This window comes from Methylobacillus draconifructus, assembly GCF_045984355.1.
GTDB lineage: Bacteria > Pseudomonadota > Gammaproteobacteria > Burkholderiales > Methylophilaceae > Methylobacillus > Methylobacillus flagellatus_A.
In genome coordinates, this window is the sequence record NZ_JBJQII010000001.1 from 110,406 (window position 1) to 130,754 (window position 20,349).

At 57.8% G+C, this 20,349-nt stretch carries 15 protein-coding genes; 8 read left to right on the forward strand and 7 right to left on the reverse strand.

Annotated elements, in window-relative coordinates:
- Positions 1 to 35: 35 nt before the first annotated feature.
- From ACJSDX_RS00555 to ACJSDX_RS00580, 6 genes are all read left to right on the forward strand, one after another.
- Positions 36 to 2,087 carry a TonB-dependent receptor gene (locus tag ACJSDX_RS00555; protein ID WP_407993035.1) on the forward strand — a complete coding sequence of 684 codons (2,052 nt, stop codon included), beginning with the start codon at positions 36 to 38 and terminating at the stop codon, positions 2,085 to 2,087.
- A 280-nt stretch (positions 2,088 to 2,367) separates the two neighbouring features.
- Positions 2,368 to 3,672 (forward strand): ATP-binding protein, encoded by a 1,305-nt coding sequence (locus ACJSDX_RS00560; RefSeq protein ID WP_407993036.1) that lies wholly within the window; start codon positions 2,368 to 2,370, stop codon positions 3,670 to 3,672.
- 29 nt (positions 3,673 to 3,701) lie between these two features.
- Complete coding sequence (locus ACJSDX_RS00565; RefSeq protein ID WP_407993037.1) at positions 3,702 to 4,220, forward strand: response regulator transcription factor; 519 nt, start codon at positions 3,702 to 3,704, stop codon at positions 4,218 to 4,220.
- Between the two features lie 289 nt (positions 4,221 to 4,509).
- Positions 4,510 to 6,879: a phosphoenolpyruvate synthase gene (ppsA, locus tag ACJSDX_RS00570; RefSeq protein WP_309566301.1), complete on the forward strand. Its 2,370-nt coding sequence runs from the start codon at positions 4,510 to 4,512 to the stop codon at positions 6,877 to 6,879.
- Between the two features lie 27 nt (positions 6,880 to 6,906).
- A complete protein-coding gene (gene ppsR / locus ACJSDX_RS00575; protein ID WP_407993038.1) occupies positions 6,907 to 7,719 on the forward strand; it encodes a posphoenolpyruvate synthetase regulatory kinase/phosphorylase PpsR in 813 nt (270 codons plus the stop codon).
- 259 nt (positions 7,720 to 7,978) lie between these two features.
- Positions 7,979 to 8,353: a DoxX family protein gene (locus ACJSDX_RS00580; protein WP_407993039.1), complete on the forward strand. Its 375-nt coding sequence runs from the start codon at positions 7,979 to 7,981 to the stop codon at positions 8,351 to 8,353.
- A gap of 111 nt (positions 8,354 to 8,464) precedes the next feature.
- Here the strand turns inward: ACJSDX_RS00580 and ACJSDX_RS00585 are convergent, their stop codons facing one another.
- A complete protein-coding gene (locus tag ACJSDX_RS00585; protein WP_407993040.1) occupies positions 8,465 to 10,699 on the reverse strand; it encodes a TonB-dependent receptor in 2,235 nt (744 codons plus the stop codon).
- 350 nt (positions 10,700 to 11,049) lie between these two features.
- Between ACJSDX_RS00585 and ACJSDX_RS00590 the strand changes: the two genes are divergently transcribed.
- On the forward strand, positions 11,050 to 12,108 hold the full coding sequence (locus ACJSDX_RS00590) for an NAD(P)-dependent alcohol dehydrogenase (protein WP_407993041.1): 1,059 nt from the start codon (positions 11,050 to 11,052) through the stop codon (positions 12,106 to 12,108).
- 67 nt (positions 12,109 to 12,175) lie between these two features.
- Here the strand turns inward: ACJSDX_RS00590 and lspA are convergent, their stop codons facing one another.
- Genes lspA through murJ form a run of 4 tightly spaced genes read right to left on the reverse strand, consistent with a single transcriptional unit; the run spans position 12,176 to position 17,946 of the window.
- Positions 12,176 to 12,631 carry a signal peptidase II gene (lspA, locus tag ACJSDX_RS00595; protein WP_407993042.1) on the reverse strand — a complete coding sequence of 152 codons (456 nt, stop codon included), beginning with the start codon at positions 12,629 to 12,631 and terminating at the stop codon, positions 12,176 to 12,178.
- On the reverse strand, positions 12,624 to 15,428 hold the full coding sequence (ileS, locus tag ACJSDX_RS00600) for an isoleucine--tRNA ligase (protein ID WP_407993043.1): 2,805 nt from the start codon (positions 15,426 to 15,428) through the stop codon (positions 12,624 to 12,626). The genes lspA and ileS overlap by 8 nt, the downstream gene beginning before the upstream one ends.
- Positions 15,429 to 15,470: 42 nt before the next feature.
- A complete protein-coding gene (locus tag ACJSDX_RS00605) occupies positions 15,471 to 16,391 on the reverse strand; it encodes a bifunctional riboflavin kinase/FAD synthetase (protein ID WP_407993044.1) in 921 nt (306 codons plus the stop codon).
- 13 nt (positions 16,392 to 16,404) lie between these two features.
- Positions 16,405 to 17,946 carry a murein biosynthesis integral membrane protein MurJ gene (gene murJ / locus ACJSDX_RS00610; RefSeq protein WP_407993045.1) on the reverse strand — a complete coding sequence of 514 codons (1,542 nt, stop codon included), beginning with the start codon at positions 17,944 to 17,946 and terminating at the stop codon, positions 16,405 to 16,407.
- A gap of 163 nt (positions 17,947 to 18,109) precedes the next feature.
- Here murJ and rpsT point away from each other — a divergent pair, with 163 nt between their 5' ends.
- The gene (rpsT, locus tag ACJSDX_RS00615) at positions 18,110 to 18,373 is read left to right on the forward strand and encodes a 30S ribosomal protein S20 (protein WP_230348911.1); all 264 of its coding nucleotides are present in this window, start codon (positions 18,110 to 18,112) and stop codon (positions 18,371 to 18,373) included.
- Between the two features lie 288 nt (positions 18,374 to 18,661).
- On the opposite strand, the gene ACJSDX_RS00620 is transcribed toward rpsT, so the two are convergent.
- A complete protein-coding gene (locus ACJSDX_RS00620; protein WP_407993046.1) occupies positions 18,662 to 19,804 on the reverse strand; it encodes a 5-(carboxyamino)imidazole ribonucleotide synthase in 1,143 nt (380 codons plus the stop codon).
- Between the two features lie 45 nt (positions 19,805 to 19,849).
- Positions 19,850 to 20,344, reverse strand: a complete 495-nt coding sequence (gene purE, locus ACJSDX_RS00625) for a 5-(carboxyamino)imidazole ribonucleotide mutase (RefSeq protein ID WP_407993047.1) — start codon at positions 20,342 to 20,344, stop codon at positions 19,850 to 19,852.
- Between the last annotated feature and the right edge of the window lie 5 nt (positions 20,345 to 20,349).

The window sequence follows — 20,349 nt, forward strand, 5'->3', positions numbered from 1 at the left end:
CCCCATTCCGACGACACCCCATCCAGGAGCATTTCATGCAGTATCGTTACCGTCTTGTCGCGCTGTCCGTGATGGCGGCATGCCACCACCAGGCATTGGCAGACCATGTCACGACGCAGGCCGGCAGCAACGACTCCACGATCACCATCGGCGGCATCGTCGTGACAGGCAACCGCACTTCCGCCCTGCCTGCCCGCAGCATCCTCTCCTCTGTCGACGTCATCGGCAAGGAGGCGATCGAAACCCAATCGGTGCAGAACAGCTGGCAATTGTTTTCCCGCGCTCCCGGCGTGCAACTGACCGAATACCGCATGGGCACCACGACAGGGAAATTCTCGTTCCGCGGCTTCAACGGCGAGGGCGAAGTCAATGCCGTCAAGTTGCTCATCGACGGCATCCCCAGCAACAGCAACGACGGCAACATGCCTTATCTGGACATGCTGATGCCGCTCGATATCGAGGCGATCGAAGTCGTACGCGGCACCAACGACCCGCGGTACGGCCTGCACAATATTGCAGGCAATGCCAACGTCGTCACCAGGATAGGCGGCAACTACGCAACGGCGCGGGCCAGCTACGGCAGCTTCAACACGCGTGAACTGCAAACCGCCGTCGGCATCGAAAAAGACGGCTTCAGCCAGAATTACTTTGCGGCAGTGCAGGAATATCACGGATACCGCGACCATTCCGATTCCCGCAAGCATTCGGTGGCAGGCAAGTGGTTTTACGATTCCGAGGACGGCCGCTTCCGCACCGGCCTGATCGCACGCCATTACCGGCAGGACGCCCAGGAAGCCGGCTACCTGACCTATGCGCAATCGCGCGCCCACCCCCGGCAATCCCTGCCGCACAATGCCGCTGACGGCGGAGAGCGTGAACTCAACCAGCTCAGCCTGCATTTCGACTGGACCATCAACGATCACTGGTTCTGGTCCAACAAGGCCTACCTCAACACCATGGACGACCAACGCTGGGTGAGGTTTTCCGTCATGAACGCCAACCAGCAGGAACGCCTGCTCAGGGAGAACCATACCGGGATGCTATCCACCTTGACCTGGCGGCCAAATGTGGACCACCTCGGCCTGCACAGCCTGGCCGTCGAGGGCGGCTTCAGCGCCGAATGGCAGAACAATGAAAACTACCGCTACACGACCAACGCCCGCAACAGGCTGGGCGCAACGCGCAACCAGCATTACGAGTTCGACACCTACGGCGTCTACCTACAAGCGGTGATCCGCCCCACCGCCAAGCTCAAGATCGTGCCGGCCTATCGCGTGGACCGCGTGGACGGCGACTTCAAGAACCTGCTCGATGGCAGCAATGCCGATGCGCAGGACTACGGCGCCATCCGCCAGCCCAAGATCAGCGCGGTATATAGCCTGTCAGAGCATTACAGCGTCTATGGCAACTGGGGGCGCAGCTTCCAGGTCGGCATTGGCGCAGCCACCTATAAAACCAACCCGCTCGCGCCCGACCTCAAGCCCTCCATCAACGACGGCTGGGAGGTGGGCTTGAAATTCCAGCCTACGGACTGGATCGACGGGCGTATCGCGGCCTGGGAGCAGAAAGCCAGCAACGAGGCGCGCCGCATCCTGGGCAACGCCAGCAATGATTCCGAGAACATCGGCCAGACCTTGCGCCAGGGCATCGATTTCCAGGCCAACCTGCGCCCAACGGAAAAGCTGGATATCTGGGCCAACCTGTCGGTACAGCGCTCGGAAATCACCAAGCCGGGCAACACCGAGCTGGGCAACAAGGGCAACGAGATCGACCATGTGCCACGGCAGATTTACGGGCTGGGCGCCGATTACCGCATCCTGCCCACGCTCAAGCTTTCCGCCTGGGGCAACGGGCAAGGCGATTACTACCTGGAGCGCTCCAACACCTGGGGCAAATACGGCGGCTATTTCCTCGTCAATTTGGGCGCCGCATGGCAAGTGCAGAAAAACGTCAGCCTGGAACTGCAAGTGCGCAACCTGGCGGACCGTTACTACGAATATGTTTATTACGACCCTGACTATACGCAAACCTTGCACTCGCCTGGCGAGGGCCGCGGCGTCTATGCCTCTCTCCGGCTGGATATCTAGCCCGCGAGCACGGGCCAGGCATGCCATCGGGATTGAAGCAAACTGCAGCGTACGGATAAAGAAAAAGGCTGGGCACCAGCAAGTACCCAGCCTCTGCGAAAAGGCCATCGGCCTTTAGACGAGGTATCCTCAATTGGATAAGGGAATATTAAATGCAGCGCCGGTGCCTGGGAATGCGACATGTTGTCGCAGCCTCTCGCACGCCAAGCAAGGCGCATTTGCGCGGATGCGGCATTCTGCCGCATGCATTGCCAAGCCCTGCCTAGGGTAGAATCGCCCCATGTCCTCACTTGCCTTTGCCACCAACCTGCGCCGCCTGCTGTGGCTGCGCGTCGTCATGATGGCCGCCCTGGCATTGGCCAGCGTAGTGGCCACCCGGGCATTCGGCATCGCGCTGCCCACCTTCGAGGTCGCCAGCGCCATCGGCCTCATGCTGGCCGTCAACCTCCTCAGCTGGCTGCGCCTGTGGCGTCAGGCACGCATCCATGAACTCGAGCTGCTGACACAGCTATTGCTCGACATTGCCCTGCTCACCTGGCTGTTCTATGTCACCGGAGGCTACAGCAACCCTTTCGTCTGGATGTATCTGCTGCCGCTATCGGTGGCCGCCGTCGCGCTGCCCTGGCGCTACACATGGCTGATCGCGGCGCTGGTCATTGCCGCCTACAGCCTGCTGATGTTCTGGTACGAGCCGTTGACCATTCATAGCGCAGTGCATCACGGCGCTTCCTACCACGAGCATGACGAAGGCTTCAGCCTGCATTTGCTCGGCATGTGGGGCGGTTTCGTCGTCAGCGCGGTCGTCATTGCATTTTTCGTGGAGCGCATGGGACGCAACCTGCGCGAATATGACAAGCTGCTGGCCGAATCGCGGGAAAAAGTGCTCGCGAGCGAACGCATGCTGGCAATCGGCACTCTGGCGACAGGCGCGGCGCACGAGCTCGGCACCCCGCTCTCCACCATGGCGGTCATTGCCCAGGAGCTGCTGCAGGAGCATCGGCACGACCCTGAGCTGTCCGGTTCGCTCACCCTGCTGCGCAGGCAAATCGACCGTTGCAAGGAAATCCTCTCCTCCATCACCGCCTCGGCCGGTATGATGCGCTCCGAAGCCGCTTCCTCCATGCCTGCGGATGCCTTTATCAGGCAAGTGGCGGAGCGCTGGAAGGAGATGCGCCCGGTCACGCCGATCAAGCTGGACATCCATCTGCCGCAACTGAGCCCGGTGATTGTGGCCGACCTTGCCTTGGGCCAGGCCCTCACCAACCTGATCAACAACGCTGCCGACGCCTCGCCCGACGGCATTAGCCTGGCTGCCCAGGTGGATCAGGATATCCTGGTCGTCGACATCCATGACCAAGGTAGCTTTCCCAGCGCGGACCGGCTCGCGTTGATGGGCAGGCCATTCCATAGCACCAAGCAGGACGCCGGCGGCTTGGGCCTGGGCATATTCCTGGCCAAGTCGGTGTTGGAAAAATTCGATGGCGAAGTCGCGTTCACGCCCAGGGAACCCCAAGGTACGTTAACCCGGGTGCGCATTCCGTTGAAAAACCTCCAATTACAGTCCACGCTGAAACACACGCCATGACACAAGAACCGCTTCAAGACCAACCGACAATGCTGCTGGTAGACGATGACGAGATATTCACGCAAGTCCTGGAAAAAGCCATGCAAAAACGGGGATTCCTGGTGCAGGTCGCCCACAATGTGGCCGACGCCATGTCCATGTATGTGGACGAAAGCCCGGAATATGCCGTCATCGACCTGCGCATGCCCGGAGATTCCGGGCTGGCGTTGGTCAGGCACTTGCACCAGCTGGACAACCAGACCCGCATCGTGGTGCTCACGGGCTATGCCAGCATCGCCACCGCCGTGGAGGCGGTCAAGCTGGGCGCAACGCACTACCTTGCCAAGCCTGCGGACGCGGACCAGGTGCTTGCCGCATTCGAGCGAACGGAGGGCGATATCAACGCCCCCGTCCCCAACAATGCGCTTTCCGTCAACCGCATGGAATGGGAGCACATCCAACGCGTACTGCAGGAAAACGACGGCAACATCTCCGCCACTGCCCGCAGCCTCAATATGCACAGGCGCACCCTGCAGCGCAAGCTGAACAAGCATCCGGCCAGAAAATAACTTAAGAACTCCTAGCCCGTTTGGACTAGTCCCTATCCCCAAGCTCTTGCACAGCGTTTACAATTACCCGGATTATTGCGTTTGCAAGGGGATTTTTTGCTGTCCGCATGCGGTGACGCGTGACACCAAAGCCCAGAATAAGGCAAAATATTGGTTTTCTTATCTACATCCCCTTAAAATCTTTAGCTTTTTAGTATTACGCTCCCCGATAGCTCACTGCTTAATGGAAAGCCATACTGAAACAAAAACTTACGTGCGCCCAGCGCCATGTAATTGATGGAGAGTAAACATGTTGGATTACGTAATCGCCTTTGACAAGCTGCGCATCTCTGATGTGCCTGCAGTTGGCGGCAAGAATGCCTCTTTGGGCGAAATGATCAGCCAACTCACTGCCAAGGGCGTACGAGTGCCAGGTGGTTTTGCCACGACAGCTCACGCCTACCGCCAATTCCTGGCACAAGACGGCTTGGACAAGCGCATCAATGCGGAACTCGACAAGCTCGATGTCGACGATGTCGATGCATTGGCCGCCACCGGCGAAAAGATCCGCCAATGGATTGTCGACACCTCCTTCCCCAAGGAGCTGCAAGACGCCATCGCCGAGCATTACAAGGCACTGACCGCCGATTCCGGCGACGATATGACATTTGCCGTGCGCTCATCCGCGACGGCCGAAGACTTGCCTGACGCCTCTTTTGCAGGCCAGCAGGAAAGCTTCCTCAACATCCATGGCCTGGACAATATCCTGCACGCCATCAAGGAAGTGTTCGCATCCCTCTACAATGACCGCGCCATCTCCTATCGCGTGCACAAGGGCTTCATCCACGCTGACGTCGCCCTGTCTGCCGGCGTGCAGCGCATGGTGCGCAGCAACCTCGGCAGCTCCGGCGTCATGTTCACCATGGATACCGAATCCGGTTTCCGCGACGTAGTCTTCATCACCTCCTCCTACGGCCTCGGCGAGACCGTGGTGCAAGGCGCGGTGAACCCGGATGAGTTCTATGTCCACAAGCCATTGCTGGCCAAGGGCTTCCCTGCCATCGTGCGCCGCACGCTGGGCTCCAAGCTGATCAAGATGGTGTTCAGCGACAGCAACGTCGCCGGCAAGAGCACCCATACCGTGGAGAACAGCAAGGAAGAAAGCGCGCGCTACTCCATCGCCGACGAGGAAATCCTCGAGCTTGCCCGTTTTGCCGTCCTGATCGAGGAACATTACAAGTGCCCGATGGACGTCGAATGGGGCCGCGACGGCGTGGACGGCAAGCTGTATATCCTGCAAGCCCGCCCGGAAACCGTAAAGTCCCAGAGCGGCAACGTGGTCGAGAAATTCCAGATCAACAGCAGCGGCAACACCGCGATCATCACCGGCCGCGCCGTAACGCAGAAAGTCGGCTCCGGCCCCGTCCGCGTGGTCAAACACGCCTCTGAAATGAACACCGTGCAACCTGGCGACGTCCTGGTGGCCGACATGACTGACCCGAACTGGGAGCCCGTCATGAAGCGCGCATCCGCGCTGGTGACCAACCGCGGCGGCCGTACCTGCCATGCTGCCATCATTGCGCGTGAGCTGGGCATCCCTGCGATCGTCGGCAGCGTCAACGCCACCGACCTGCTGGAAGACGGCAAGGTCGTCACCGTCTCCTGTGCCGAAGGCGAAACCGGCTACGTCTATGCCGGCGCAGTGCCTTTCACCGTCACCCAGGAAGAAGAAGCCAAGCTGCCGCCGGCGCCTGTCAAGGTCATGATGAACGTCGGCAACCCCGACATGGCGTTCAGCTTCGCGCAAATCCCGAACGACGGCGTCGGCCTGGCCCGCCTGGAATTCGTGATCAACAACATGATCGGCATCCACCCCAAGGCCATCCTCAACCTCGACAGCGTGCCTGCCGACCTGCAAGAGGAAATCAAGCGCCGCGCCAAGGGTTACGAAAGCCCCCGCCAGTTCTACATCGACAAGCTGGCCGAGGGTGTGGCCACTATCGGTGCGGCATTCTGGCCCAAGCCTGTCATTGCGCGCATGTCCGACTTCAAGTCCAACGAATACCGCAAGCTGATTGGCGGCGAAATCTACGAGCCGGAAGAAGAAAACCCGATGCTGGGCTTCCGCGGCGCAACGCGCTACATCTCGCCCGATTTCGAGGACTGCTTCGAGCTCGAGTGCATTGCGATGCGCAAGGTACGCGAGCAGCTCGGCCTTACCAACGTCGAACTCATGATCCCGTTCGTGCGTACCCTGGACGAGGCGCGCAAAGTGGTCGAGATTCTTGCCAAGCACGGCCTCAAGCGCGGCGAGAACGGCCTGCGCCTGATCATGATGTGCGAGATTCCATCCAACGCCTTGCTGGCCGAACAGTTCCTGGAATATTTCGACGGCTTCTCCATCGGCTCCAACGACCTGACCCAGCTTTCCCTGGGCATGGACCGCGACTCAGGCCTGGTGGCTGCCGGCTTCGACGAGCGCGACCCTGCGGTCAAGGTGTTGCTGGAAATGGCGATCAGCACCGCGAACCGCCTAGGCAAGTACGTCGGCATCTGCGGCCAGGGGCCTTCCGACCATCCCGATTTCGCGGAATGGCTGGTGGAAAAGGGCATCAAGTCCGTGTCCCTCAACCCTGATACCGTGATCAACACCTGGCAACGCATCAGCAAGAGCAAGTAACTCACTTAGGCCAAGGGATAGCGCGCCATGCAGAAACGCAGTGTATTCTTCATTTCCGACGGCACCGGGATTACCGCCGAGTCCGTCGGGCATCTGCTGGCGCACTTTCCCACGGTGAGCTTCAAGCACATCCGCCTGCCTTTCACCAATTCGGAGCAGAAGGTGGAAGAAGCGCTGGTCAGGATCGCCGACACGGAAAAAGCAGACGGAGCCCGCCCTATCGTCGTCATGACCTTGGTCAACACCGACCTGCGCGACATGCTCAAGCAAAGCAACGCCGTGCATCTGGATGTGTTCGGTTCGTTCGTCGACCCGCTGGCCGAGGAGTTGCAGGAACAGCCCTCGCGCACCTCGGGTATCGCCCATAGCGTACTGGGCAACAGCTACTATGAACGCATCGATGCGATCAACTTCACGCTCAACCACGACGACGGCATGACCGATTTCGGCCTCAGCGAAGCGCAAGTGATCCTGGTCGGGGTATCCCGTTGCGGCAAGACGCCGACCAGCCTGTATCTGGCGATGCAGTTCGGCATCAAGGCCGCCAACTACCCGCTGATTCCGGAAGACCTCGAGCGCGGCACCCTGCCTGAGGCATTGAAGAAGCACCCGGAAAAGCTCTACGGCCTGTCGATCAATCCCGAACGCCTGCATAGCGTACGCAGCGAACGCCGCCCCGACAGCCACTATGCGTCCTTGGATAATTGCCGCCATGAAATCCGCCTGGCGGAGGACCTGATGCAGCGTGAAGGCATCAGTTGGATTGACTCCACAAGCCGTTCGATTGAAGAACTGTCCACCATCATCCTGCAGAAAATTCGCGTGAATTCGAACCACTAAATATTCGCGCTATCATCGCACAAGGGGCTTTCAAGCCCCTTTTTTATTGCCGCCGATTCCAGCAACTGGTCAAGCACACATCCCAGGCATGACTTGCCTGATATTGGCCATGAGCAATGGATACGAGGCGGTGCCCGGACTGGATCAATATGCCGGCATGGCATCCTCATCCATTTTGCTTTATGGTGGAGCTTGGCAGCGAATGAGTTTTAATCGCTGCCTGCCAATTATTCCAATACTAAACGCAGAGGAGATATGAATGAATCAATATGCACACCTAGTTGGTCGTATCCTGATCGCCATCATTTTCATCGTTGCGGGCGCAGGAAAGATTGCGGACCAGACCGGCACGGTAGCCTACATGGAGTCTGCCGGGGTGCCGGGCATACTGCTATGGCCCACGATAGCGCTTGAACTCCTGGGCGGAATCGCGATTGTAATCGGTTTCCAGACACGCCTAGTTTCCTGGCTGCTCGCCATTTTCTGCATCGCGGCAGCCTTCCTTTTCCATTTCGACCTGAAGGACTCGCTGCAATCCATCCTGTTCCTCAAGGATCTGGCCATTGCGGGCGGCTTCCTGTTGCTGGCTAGTACCGGCACCTTAGGGCTATCCGTGGACAAGCCCGGCCGCTAAACAGCCATGAAAAACAAAGCCCCGCAAATCCAGAATTTGCGGGGCTTTTTGTTACTCCATCGTTTTCATCCTTGATTAGGTGAAGGATGAAAACCGACCTGGATCATACAATCAATAATTGAATATCAGAGACAACATTGCAGACCTGCCAGCAGCCACATTGGCGAAGTGTGTAGTGAATGTCTTGTCAAAGTATCTCTTGTCGGTCAGGTTCAATACATTGAGCTGCAAGGTCAGGTTCTTGTCGATCTTGTAGCTGGTCATGGCATCGAATCTGGTCCATGAAGGCAAGATAATGGTATTGGCAGTGTTGGCATATACACGATCCATATAATTTGCACCGCCGCCCACTGTCCACTTCTCTGTCACATTGTAAGTAGTCCAAATATTGGCGCTATTCTTGGCAATGCCTGGGAACTCATTGCCATTATTGACAGCATCAGTAGCACGCGGACCATTGTTAACCAACTCGCTGTCAAGATAGGTGTAACCGCCAAATACTTGCCAAGATGGAGTCAGTGAACCAGCGAAACCGATTTCAAACCCTTTGACTTTCTGCTCACCATCCAGGGACATTGTGGTGCCATCAGTCAACGTCACACGGGCATTGTCCTTCTCAGTGTGGAAAATCGCAGAAGTTAAAGACAGGTTGGTCAGCACATCCCACTTGACACCGATTTCGTAGTTCTTGGTACGCTCAGGCTTCAAATTCTGAGTAGCTACGCTTAGGTTTTCGGTACCGTCGCCATTAGAGGTGCCACTCGCAGTTGAAGAAGTACCATATGAAACGTATACGCTAGCATTGGGCTGAATTTTGTAGACCAGGCCAGCCTGATAATTCCAGAACGCAGAGTCATTATCCAGCTTGGTGCGTACATTGGTTGAACGGTTCAACGCATCTGAATCTGTCGAATAGATATCACGGCGCAGACCCAAGTTCAGAATCCAGTCCTTAGCAATCTCGGCACTATCAAACACATAGAAAGACTTAGTCTGTGTCCTGGTTTCTGTAGTCGTCGCACCCTTGGTGATAGTGCCTAGCCATGGAGCGGACGGATTCGGATCATACAGGTCTGCACAAACCGAAGTGACTGCGGTACAACCCGTTGCTCTTACATAGCCGTCAACAACGCTATAAGGCCTATTAGTAGTATCTTCGTAACTGTATTCAAATCCAGCACTCAGGTTGTGCTTGATTTCGGCAGTATCAAACTTGACATTGAATTCACTCAAATTGCCAAAAGACTCAGTCTTGGAGTTACGGCTCTTAGATGAACGCCATACATAGCCTCTTGGAATGTTGCCAGCGGAGTCATCCGGATTGGTCACAATGTAGTCATTCCTGGAAACCGCATAGCGGGTCACGTTGCGGAAACTGACATCATCATTGAACGCATGCTTGATGGTTGCCGTACCGGCATCGATTTCCGTCTTGCGGAAATCACGGTCTTTCAGACCATAGAAGTTATCTTTGCTGATGCCACTGACAGGTTTACGAATTGTTCCTTGACTGGCCGATGTCAACGGCAGGCCGTAATCCGGCATATCATCCGTCTTCAGCTTGTAGTAGCTCAAGGTCATGGATGTAGGCGAGTTCAGGCCGAAGGTGATGGAAGGCGCAAAGCCCCAGCGCTTCATATCCACGTCGTCACGGCCTGGGACATCGGCATCATGCGCCATGGCATTGACGCGGACTGCAATATCCTCGCTCAACAGGTAATTGACATCCAGGGTGCCGCGCTTGTATTGGTCAGTACCCAGCCCGACGCTGCCGCGGACGAAATTCTCGGCCTTGGGGGTCTTGCTCACGATGTTGATGCTGCCGCCGCCGGAACCGCGGCCATCGAACGCACCGCTTGGCCCTTTGAGCACTTCAATGGTTTCGATATTGAAGATTTCGCGGGATTGCGAACCCAGGTCACGCAAGCCGTCGACAAACGTGGAAGAGCTGGAGTCGTAACCACGGATGAATGGCCTGTCGTTCATCGGCGTGCCGCCTTCACCGGCACCGAATGTGATGCCAGGTACGGTGCGCAGCGCCTGTTCGAAAGTGGTGGCACCCTGGTCTCGGATCAGCGCCTCGGTCAAGACCGTGACTGATTTTGGCGTATCCAGCAATGGTGCGGTAAATTTGGTCGAAGATGCACGGTCAACCTTGTAACCGTCAGTATTGTTCCCATCCTTCGCAGTAGTGACTTTGACTTCCGGCAAGGTATTGGATTCCTGCGCTTGTGCACCTGTTGTCTGATCTGCAGCATGGACGCTCCCAGTCGCAGAAAATGCAATCGCAAGGACCGAAACTGTGGGTTTAATAAGAAACGATGAAGGTTGAATGGCTGTTGCCATAAGTGAATGCCCCTTTAAAGTGAATGCCAACTTAACCAATTAAGGTGTTAAGTAATGTAAAGAACGGGGCGAATTATAATGGGAATGATTCATGTTACAAGTTTATTTCACTCCCCTCAGAATTGTTAAGAAATGATAAGAAATTAATCGCTTAGCTCCTTCTCAGATAAAAAAAACAGACTATTCCCAAGTGCTATCTTGGTTGTTAGTTTATATCCAAGCAGCTGAATAATTCCTGAATATGGAATTGTGAAGTTTCTATATCTTCATTCCTCGGCCTTATTTGACACGGCATAATATCTGAACAACTTCTCAAGCTAGAATCAACCATTCCCAATCAGGAGCTTTCCATGACTAAAGCCATCAGTTATGCCGCGCATGATCCCAAACAGCCTTTATCGCCCTTCTCTTTCGAGCGACGCAATGTAGGTACGAATGATGTGGAAATCGAAATCCTATACTGTGGCGTTTGCCACTCGGACCTGCACCAGGCACGTGATGAATGGGGCAACTCCACATTTCCGCTGGTGCCCGGCCATGAAATAGTAGGACGCGTGACCCGGGTCGGTAACAATGTCAAAAAGTTCAAGATCGGCGATTTGGCAGGCGTAGGCTGCATGGTAGATTCGTGCGGCACTTGCCCCGATTGCGCGGAAGGCCTGGAACAATACTGCAACCATTCCGTATTCACCTACAACAGCCCGGACAAGAATATGCCCGGCCAGGCAACCTACGGCGGCTATTCCAACCTGATCGTGGTAGATGAGCGCTTCACGCTGAAGATTTCCGACAAGCTCGACCTGGCAGCGACAGCGCCGTTGCTCTGCGCCGGCATCACCACCTACTCCCCGCTTCGTCACTGGAATGTCGGCCCCGGCCAGAAAGTGGGCATCGTCGGCCTGGGCGGCCTCGGCCATATGGGCGTCAAATTCGCCAAGGCGTTTGGCGCACACACGGTGCTGTTCACCACCTCTCCGAGCAAAGTCGAGGATGCAAAACGCCTGGGCGCCGATGAAGTCATCATCTCCAAGGACCCTGGGCAAATGCAGCAGCACCTGCAAAGCTTCGACTTCATCCTCAATACCGTCGCCGCGCCGCACGACCTTGACCAGTTCATGGCACTGCTCAAGCGCGACGGCTCCATGTGCCTGGTCGGCGTGCCCGACAGCCCGCATCCTTCGCCCAGCGTCGCCAACCTGATCTTCAAGCGCCGCAAGCTGGCCGGCTCCTTGATTGGTGGCATCAAGGAAACCCAGGAAATGCTGGATTTCTGCGCCCAGCACAATATCATCTCCGACATCGAACTGATCCCGATCCAGGAAATCAACAATGCGTTCGAGCGCATGCTGAAGAGCGACGTGAAATACCGCTTCGTGATTGATATCGCTAGCCTGAAACAAGCTGCCTAAGCCAATATCCCATGAATAAAAAAGCACACCAAGGTGTGCTTTTTTATTTCTTCATGTCTTCAGCAATTCAGGCTTTTTTCCTGAAGCTATCCAATATTAGCAACGCCACTCCAACGCAAATCGCCGAATCCGCCACGTTGAACGCCGGCCAGTAGTATTCCTTGTAATGGAAAAACAGAAAGTCCACCACATAGCCCAAGGTCACGCGGTCATAGAGGTTGCCTAGCGCGCCGCCCAGCACCAGGGCCAACCCAAGGCAGAACAGGCGCTGCTGCGGATGTTTGCGCAACAGGCGGATGATGATGACGGAAGCCACCACGGCAATCGCGCTGAAAAAGATGCGCTGCCAGCCGCCCGCACCAGCGAGGAAGCTGAATGCCGCGCCCTCGTTATGATAGCGCACCAGGTCAAAAAAGGAAGTCAGCTGCACATGCTCGCCATATTCGAACGCCTTGAGCACCAGGTGCTTGGTGTAAAGGTCCAGCGCAATGACGATGCCACTAAGGCCCAGCCATCTAAGCATAATGGCGCGACTCGCCCTGGCCGAACAGGTTGCTGACGCAACGCCCGCAGATAGTGGGATGCGCGGCATCGCTGCCAACATCGGCGCGGTAGTGCCAGCAGCGCTCGCACTTGGCATGCGAACTGGCGCTTACCTTCACCTCCAGCTCGCCCTTGCGCGCATGCAGGGTGGCGCGCGACGCCATGAGCACGAAGCGCAGGTCGTCTTGCAGACGCGCCAATGCGGCATGAATATCGCCGCTGGCATAGATATCCAGCTCGGCCTGCAGGGAAGCGCCTATCTTGCCTTGCGCACGCTCGTTCTCGATCGCCTTGTTGGAGACGTTGCGCACCTCCAACACCGTACCCCATGCCTGCAATGCCGCCTGATCCAGGCCGTGCTCCGGCAAGGCATACCAGGTTTCCTCGAACACGGTAGCCTGGGCATCCAGGCCCAGGGTGTTCCAGATTTCATCCGCAGTGAAGCTGAGGATAGGCGCCATCAGGCGCATCAGGGCATGGGTGATGTGGTGCAGCGCGCTCTGCGCGGAACGGCGCGCGTGCGACTTGTCACCAGAAGTGTAGAGCCTGTCCTTGAGGATATCCAGGTAGAAGCCGCCCAACTCCTCGGAGCAGAAACCCACCAGTTTTTGCACCGCAAGGTGAAACTCATAGCGGTCGAAATCGGCAATCACCTGCTCCTGCAATTTCTGCGTCAGGGCAAGACCGAAGCGGTCCAGCTCCAGCCACTGCCCGACCGGCAGCGAATCCTGCCGCGTATCGAAATCGGCCAGGTTGGCGAGCAGGAAGCGCAGGGTGTTGCGGATGCGGCGGTAGCTGTCGGTCACGCGCTTGAGGATTTCCTCGGACAGCGACATTTCGCCGGAATAGTCCGTGGACGCAATCCACAGGCGCAGCATGTCTGCGCCGAGGCGGTTGCAGATATCCTGCGGCTCGATGCCGTTGCCGCGCGATTTCGACATCTTGTAGCCCTTCTCGTCCACGGTGAAGCCGTGGGTGAGCAAGGCGTCGTAAGGCGCGCGGCCGTCGATGGCGCAGCCGGTGAGCAAGGAGGACTGGAACCAGCCGCGGTGCTGGTCCGAACCTTCCAGGTACAAGTCGGCTGGGCTTTGCAGTTCAGGACGGCGCTTCAATACTGCCGCATGCGTGGCGCCGGAATCGAACCAGACATCAAGAGTGTCCGTCACTTTTTTATACTGATCTGCGTTATCCGGCGCATGCTGGGCCAGGAACGCCGCGCCGTCGAGCGAGAACCAGGCTTCGATGCCTTGCTGTTCCACCTGCAAGGCGACGGTCTCGAGCAGCTTCGCAGTTTGCGGATGCGGTTCTCCGGTTTCCTTGTGCACGAAGAACGGCATCGGCACGCCCCAGTTGCGCTGGCGCGAGACGCACCAGTCGGGACGGTTCTTGATCATCGCCTCAAGGCGCGCGCGGCCCCAGGCAGGATAGAACGCCGTATCGTCCACCGCCTGGTTCGCCAGTTCGCGCAACGATTTGCCATTGCTGCCGACCTGGTTCATGCCGATGAACCATTGGTGGGTCGCCAGCTGCATCAATGGCGTCTTGTGGCGCCAGCAATGCGGAAAGCTATGGTTGAGGCGTGCGCTGGCGAACAATGCGCCTTTCTCCTGCAACACGGTGAGGATCACCTTGTTGGCCTCTTGCCGGTCCAAGCCGCGGATCGCCGCCAGTTCGACCAACTCGCTGTTGAAGAACTTGCCGTCGCCGCCGATCAGCACGCGCGGCTTTTCCTCGGGATAATGCGCGCGCATCACCAGCCAGTCGTCGTTGCCGTGGGCGGCAGCGGTATGCACCAGGCCGGTACCGGCATCGGTCGTGACATGATCGCCAGTGATCACGGGAACGGTGCGTTGGTCGAAAGGATGCTGCAACAGCAATCCCTTGAGCGCCGCACCCTTGGCAGAGCCGAGCACTTGCGCCTCTTCCTCGCCATAGCGCTTAAGCGTCGCTTCGGCCAGGTCGCGCGCCAGCACCAGCAAGCCGCGCGAGGTCTGCAGCAGGTCGTAATTGAGTTCGGGATGCACGCTTACCGCTTGGTTGGCAGGCAAGGTCCAGGGCGTGGTGGTCCAGATCACCGCGTAGGCATCGCCATTGACGGCGGTATTGAACGCCGCGCCGAGCGCAGCGTTATCGACGAACCTGAAGCCGACGTCGATCGCGGGCGAGTTGACGTCCTCGTACTCGACTTCGGCTTCGGCCAATGCCGAACCGCAGTCCACGCACCAGTGCACGGGCTTGGAGCCCTGGTAGAGGTAGCCGTTCTCGTAGATGTCGCCAAGCGCACGGATGATGTCGGCCTCGGTCTGGAAATCCATGGTGAGGTAGGGATGGTCCCAGTCGCCCAGCACGCCCAGGCGGATGAAGTCCTGCTTCTGCCGCGCCACCTGCTCGGCGGCATAGGCGCGGCACAGCTCGCGGAACTTGGCCGGCGGGATATCCTTGCCGTGCTGCTTCTCGACCGCCAGCTCGATCGGCAGGCCGTGGCAATCCCAGCCCGGCACGTAAGGCGCATCGAAACCGGACAGAGTTTTGGACTTGACGATGATGTCCTTCAATATCTTGTTGACCGCATGCCCGAGATGGATCGCGCCGTTGGCATACGGCGGGCCGTCGTGCAGGATGAATTTCTTCGCGCCCTTGCGCGCATTGCGTATGCGCTGGTACACCTGTTTTTCCTGCCAGCTTTTCAGCCATGCGGGTTCACGCTTCGCCAGGTCTCCGCGCATGGGGAAACTGGTTTCGGGCAGGTTCAACTTGTATTTGGTGTTTTCGCTCATCAGTCTAGTTTCAATCAATCTTCAAAAATCAGGCTTCGTCGCTCACGGGTTGGCGCGGAAATACTCGCGCGCCATCTCGGCATCCTTGGCAATCCAGTATTTCAAGGTATCCAGGCTGTCGAATTTCATTTCGTCGCGTATCTTGTGCATGAATTTCACGCGCACATGCCGGCCATAGATATCGCCGTTGAAATCGAACAGGTGCGCCTCCAGCGTCGGCTTGCCATCCTGCTTCACCGTAGGGCGCACGCCGAGGCTGGCTACGCCGGGCCAATCGCCGCCCTCGGCCAAACCCTCTAATTTTACCGCATAGATGCCGAAAAGCGGCGGCCTATCGTGCAGCATGTGAATATTCGCCGTGGGATAGCCAAGCTCGCGCGCGAGCTTGTCGCCATGCACCACCTTGCCGCTGATGCTGTAAGGGCGCCCCAGCAGTCGTGAAGCTTCAATCAGCTGGCCTTGCGCCAGCGCCTCGCGTATTGCCGTGCTGGAAACGCGCTTGCCGTCCAGGTTGACCTGCGGCTGGCTTTGCAGGTTGAAGCCGCCGCGGGCAAAGTCTTGCATGCTGCCCTGGCGCCCGGCGCCAAAGCGGAAATCCTCGCCGACAAGAATGGCCCGCGCATCCAAGGCGTTGCGCAGGATATCCTGCATGAAGGCTTCGACGGTAATGGCGGCGAAACGGCGATTGAAGTGGCAAACATAGACATAATCCACGCTGGCCTCTGCAAACAGCTCCAGCTTCTCGCGCAAGGAAGTCAGCCGCGTCGGCGCCTTGTCAGGGGCAAAAAATTCCCTGGGGTGCGGTTCGAAGGTCATTACCGCCGACTGCAGCCCTTGTTCGGCAGCCACCTCGATCAAGCGCCGCAGCAAGGCCTGGTGGCCCAGGTGCACGCCGTCGAAATTGCCGATCGCAACCGCAAGCGGATGGTGAGCTGCCTGGTGGAAATGACGGAATATCTGCATATCGTCCCGTTCCTCAGCTCACACTACGCTTGATGAAGTCGCGGATACGCAAGCCCATCAGCCACAAGGCGGCAAAATAAACCGCCGCACCGAGACCCACTAGCCCCAGCAAATACATCAGCTTGTTCCACAAGCTGGCGTGTAGCCAGTATCCGCTATCGCCCGCCCCTAGCCAGAGCGCGGCCCCCATCGCCAGCAAGGCCACGACGACGCGTGCAATGAAGCCCAGCCAGCCGGGCTGAGGCTGGTAAATGCCGCTCTTGCGCAAGTTGTAATAGAGCAGGCCGGCGTTGATGCAAGCGCCCAGGCCGATCGCCAGCGCCAGGCCTGCATGGCGAAAAATGCCGACAAAAGCCAGGTTCATCAGTTGCGTGGCGAACAAGGTCACCACCGCGATCTTGACCGGCGTCTTGACGTTCTGGCGCGCATAAAAGCCGGGCGCGAGCACTTTGACCAGGATCAGGCCCAGCAATCCCAGGCTGTAGGCAATCAGCGCCTGGCGCGTCATCCACACGTCGTGCTCGGTGAAGGCCCCGTAGTGGAACAAGGACGTCACCAGCGGCACAGACAACACCGCGAGCGCCACCGCCGCCGGCAAGGCCAGGATCAATGTCAGGCGCAATCCCCAGTCCAGCAACGCCGAATACTCGTGTTCCGCCTTGTCCGCGACGCTTTTCGACAAGCTGGGCAGCAGGATGGTCCCCAGCGCGACGCCCAGCAAGCCGGTAGGAAACTCCATAAGGCGGTCGGCATAATAAAGCCAGGACACGCTGCCGCTTTCGAGGAAAGAGGCAAAAATCGTGTTGATGAGCAATGACAGCTGGGCAATCGAGACGCCGAACACTGCCGGCCCCATCAAGCGCAAGATGCGCCAGACGCCCTCATCCCTGAAATCGAACCGCAATCTCGGCAGCATGCCGATCTTGCGCAGGAAGGGCAATTGGAAGGCCAGTTGCAGCACGCCGCCTGCGAACACTGCCCAGGCCAGCACCATGATAGGCGGGTCGAAATAAGGGGCAAAGAACAATGCGGCGATGATAAATGCGATGTTGAGCCAGACCGGCGTAAACGCCGGCACGGAAAACCTGCCATAGGTATTGAGCACGCCGCCAGCCAGGGAAACCAGGGAGATAAGCAGGATATAGGGGAAAATGATGCGCAGCATGTCGATAGTCAGCGCGAAGGTTTCAGGCTCGCTATGCGCCCAGCCTGGCGCACTGACATAGGCAACCACGGGTGCTGCCAGCATGCCTATCAGGGTCACTCCCATCAGCACCAGGCCGAGCAGGGTCGCCACCTTGCTGATCAGGTCATAGGTTTCGTCGTGGCCGCGGCGGTTCTTGTATTCGGCCAGGACCGGCACAAAAGCCTGGGAAAAAGCGCCCTCAGCAAACAGGCGGCGCAACAGGTTGGGAATCTTGAAGGCGACAAAGAAAGCGTCCGTGTAGATCCCTGCACCGAACACCCGTGCAATTAACGTATCCCTGACGAACCCTAATACCCGGGAAACAAAGGTCATGCTCCCGACAGCAGCTAACGCTTTTAACAGATTCATTGCACACGCATCACGAGTAATCGAGCCCAAGGGATAGACCAAAGCGGGGATTTTATCACGGCTAGTCCGGCAACTCACTGAAAGGTCAACATAGGGATTGCATTCACGAGGAAAATTGGTTAATATTCCGGGCTTCGAATTCAATTAACAGGAATTATCATCCATGGCTAATAGCGCACAGGCGAGAAAGCGTGCACGTCAGGCAATCAAGCAACGCGCCCACAATGCAAGTTTGCGCTCGGCTCTGCGTACCGCGGTCAAAAAGATCATCAAAGCGGTTGAAGCCGGCGACAAGACTGCAGCTCAAAGCGTGTTCAACGAAAATGTCAGCGTGATCGACCGCATTGCAGACAAGAAAATCATCCACAAGAACAAGGCCGCTCGCCACAAGAGCCGCCTGAGCGCAGCGATCAAGGCTCTTGCCTGATCCGACTCGTATTCTTGCGTAAAAAAGCCGGGACATATCCCGGCTTTTTTATTGCTCCGTATTTGCAACACCTCTTCTAATGCCTAGGTTGATTGCAGACCTGTAGCGACATTGGATTCCCTTGCGGCAATCAATCCAGCAGCAATATAGTGTTGGATATCCACAACAATGCATTACTAATGGGCAGCAAAGCAAGTTAGCAAGCTGAGACAAGACCATCCCGCAAGCAGCAGCGGAAACGAAAAAGCCAGGCAGACCGCCTGGCTTTTTCCATTCAAACCAATTTCCTCAATCCTCGATTCCCAAGGCATGGCGCACTTTCAATGCACCCTGCAGGGTTTGATCGATCCTTTCCCCAACCACGGTAAAGTGGCCCATCTTGCGGCCCGGCCTGGCCTCATGCTTGCCGTAAAGGTGCATTTTCAACCCTGGCTCGGCATAGACATCTCCCCATGACGGCTCGCCTTCGCCCCAGATATCGCCAAGCAAATTCACCATCACCGCCGGGCTGTGCTGGCGCGCATCGCCCAGAGGCAGGCCGGCCAACACGCGCACCTGCTGCTCGAACTGGTTGGTCACGCATGCATCTATGGTGTAGTGACCGGAATTATGCGGACGCGGCGCCATTTCATTGACCAGCAAACGGCCTTCGCTGACGAAGAACTCGACGCCCAGCACGCCGGCGTAATTAAGCTTTTGCGCCACATCCACCGCCAGCTGGCGGGCTTGCTCACGAATCGCAGCATCGCCTCGAGCCGGGGCAACGCTGACGTCGAGGATGCCGTTCAGGTGGCTGTTTTCCGCCACGGGAAAGGTCTCTACATTGCCTTCCGCGTCGCGCGCCAATACCACGGACACTTCATAATCCAGCTTCAGCATGCGCTCGAGCACACAGACCTCCGTGCCGAACTTCTCGAAAGCGGCGCCGGCTTCCTCAGGCGTCGCCACCCGGGCCTGGCCCTTGCCGTCATAGCCGAATCGCGCCACCTTGAGAATGGCGGGATAAAGCCCGCTATCGGCGCCGGGAATGTCAGCCGCCTGCCGGATCACGGCATAAGGCGCCACCGGCAAGCCGGAATCGCGGAAAAAGTTCTTTTCCGCGACGCGGTTCTGCGCAATCGCCACCGAAGCTGCCGCAGGACGCACGGTGCGATGCTGCGCGAGGTATTCCAGCGTGGATGCCGGCACGTTCTCGAACTCGGTAGTGATGGCTTCACATTGCTCAGCCAGCGACCGCAGGGCAGCCTCATCGTCGTAGGCCGCGCAGAGGTGCGCATCGGCAATCTTGCCTGCAGGGCTGTTGCGGTCCGGATCCAGCACCGCCACCTTGTAGCCCATCTCATGAGCCGCAATCACGAAGAAGCGGCCCAACTGGCCGCCGCCCAGCATCCCCAGCATCGCTGGAGGCAATATAGTTTTTGCACTACTCACGCAAACTCCTCAAAACTCGATATTCAGCATTATCATTAAGACTTATCAAGGCTGGTCTTGCAATGTCATGTCCAGCACCCGTGCGGACTGTGCAGCCCGGAAATCAGCCAATTGCTGCGCGAGCCCGGCATCCGTCGTCGCCAGGATGGCAGCGGCAAACAGACCGGCATTGGCTGCGCCCGCCTCGCCAATCGCAAATGTCGCCACGGGAATGCCCTTGGGCATCTGCACGATGGATAGCAGGGAATCCTGCCCTTGCAAGTGACGGGATGGCACCGGCACGCCAAGCACCGGCAATGTCGTCTTGGCGGCCACCATGCCCGGCAGGTGCGCCGCACCGCCAGCACCGGCAATAATGACGCGCAAACCGCGCTCGGCAGCCTGTTCGGCAAATTCGAACATAAGGTCCGGCGTACGATGCGCAGACACCACGCGCGCCTCATAGGCGATGCCGAAGTCAGCCAGCACCTGGGCCGCTGCGCGCATGACGGGCCAGTCGCTATCTGAGCCCATGATGATACCAACCAATGGTTTGGACATGATTT

Excerpts from the sequence above, each read along its gene's own strand:
- ileS (WP_407993043.1), bottom strand. The coding sequence starts at position 15,428 with ATGAGCGAAAACACCAAATACAAGTTGAACCTGCCCGAAACCAGTTTC.
- rpsT (WP_230348911.1), top strand. The coding sequence starts at position 18,110 with ATGGCTAATAGCGCACAGGCGAGAAAGCGTGCACGTCAGGCAATCAAG.
- ppsA (WP_309566301.1), top strand. The coding sequence starts at position 4,510 with ATGTTGGATTACGTAATCGCCTTTGACAAGCTGCGCATCTCTGATGTG.
- ACJSDX_RS00580 (WP_407993039.1), top strand. The coding sequence starts at position 7,979 with ATGAATCAATATGCACACCTAGTTGGTCGTATCCTGATCGCCATCATT.
- ACJSDX_RS00565 (WP_407993037.1), top strand. The coding sequence starts at position 3,702 with ATGCTGCTGGTAGACGATGACGAGATATTCACGCAAGTCCTGGAAAAA.
- ACJSDX_RS00555 (WP_407993035.1), top strand. The coding sequence starts at position 36 with ATGCAGTATCGTTACCGTCTTGTCGCGCTGTCCGTGATGGCGGCATGC.
- murJ (WP_407993045.1), bottom strand. The coding sequence starts at position 17,946 with ATGAATCTGTTAAAAGCGTTAGCTGCTGTCGGGAGCATGACCTTTGTT.
- purE (WP_407993047.1), bottom strand. The coding sequence starts at position 20,344 with ATGTCCAAACCATTGGTTGGTATCATCATGGGCTCAGATAGCGACTGG.
- lspA (WP_407993042.1), bottom strand. The coding sequence starts at position 12,631 with ATGCTTAGATGGCTGGGCCTTAGTGGCATCGTCATTGCGCTGGACCTT.
- ACJSDX_RS00605 (WP_407993044.1), bottom strand. The coding sequence starts at position 16,391 with ATGCAGATATTCCGTCATTTCCACCAGGCAGCTCACCATCCGCTTGCG.
- ACJSDX_RS00560 (WP_407993036.1), top strand. The coding sequence starts at position 2,368 with ATGTCCTCACTTGCCTTTGCCACCAACCTGCGCCGCCTGCTGTGGCTG.
- ppsR (WP_407993038.1), top strand. The coding sequence starts at position 6,907 with ATGCAGAAACGCAGTGTATTCTTCATTTCCGACGGCACCGGGATTACC.
- ACJSDX_RS00590 (WP_407993041.1), top strand. The coding sequence starts at position 11,050 with ATGACTAAAGCCATCAGTTATGCCGCGCATGATCCCAAACAGCCTTTA.
- ACJSDX_RS00585 (WP_407993040.1), bottom strand. The coding sequence starts at position 10,699 with ATGGCAACAGCCATTCAACCTTCATCGTTTCTTATTAAACCCACAGTT.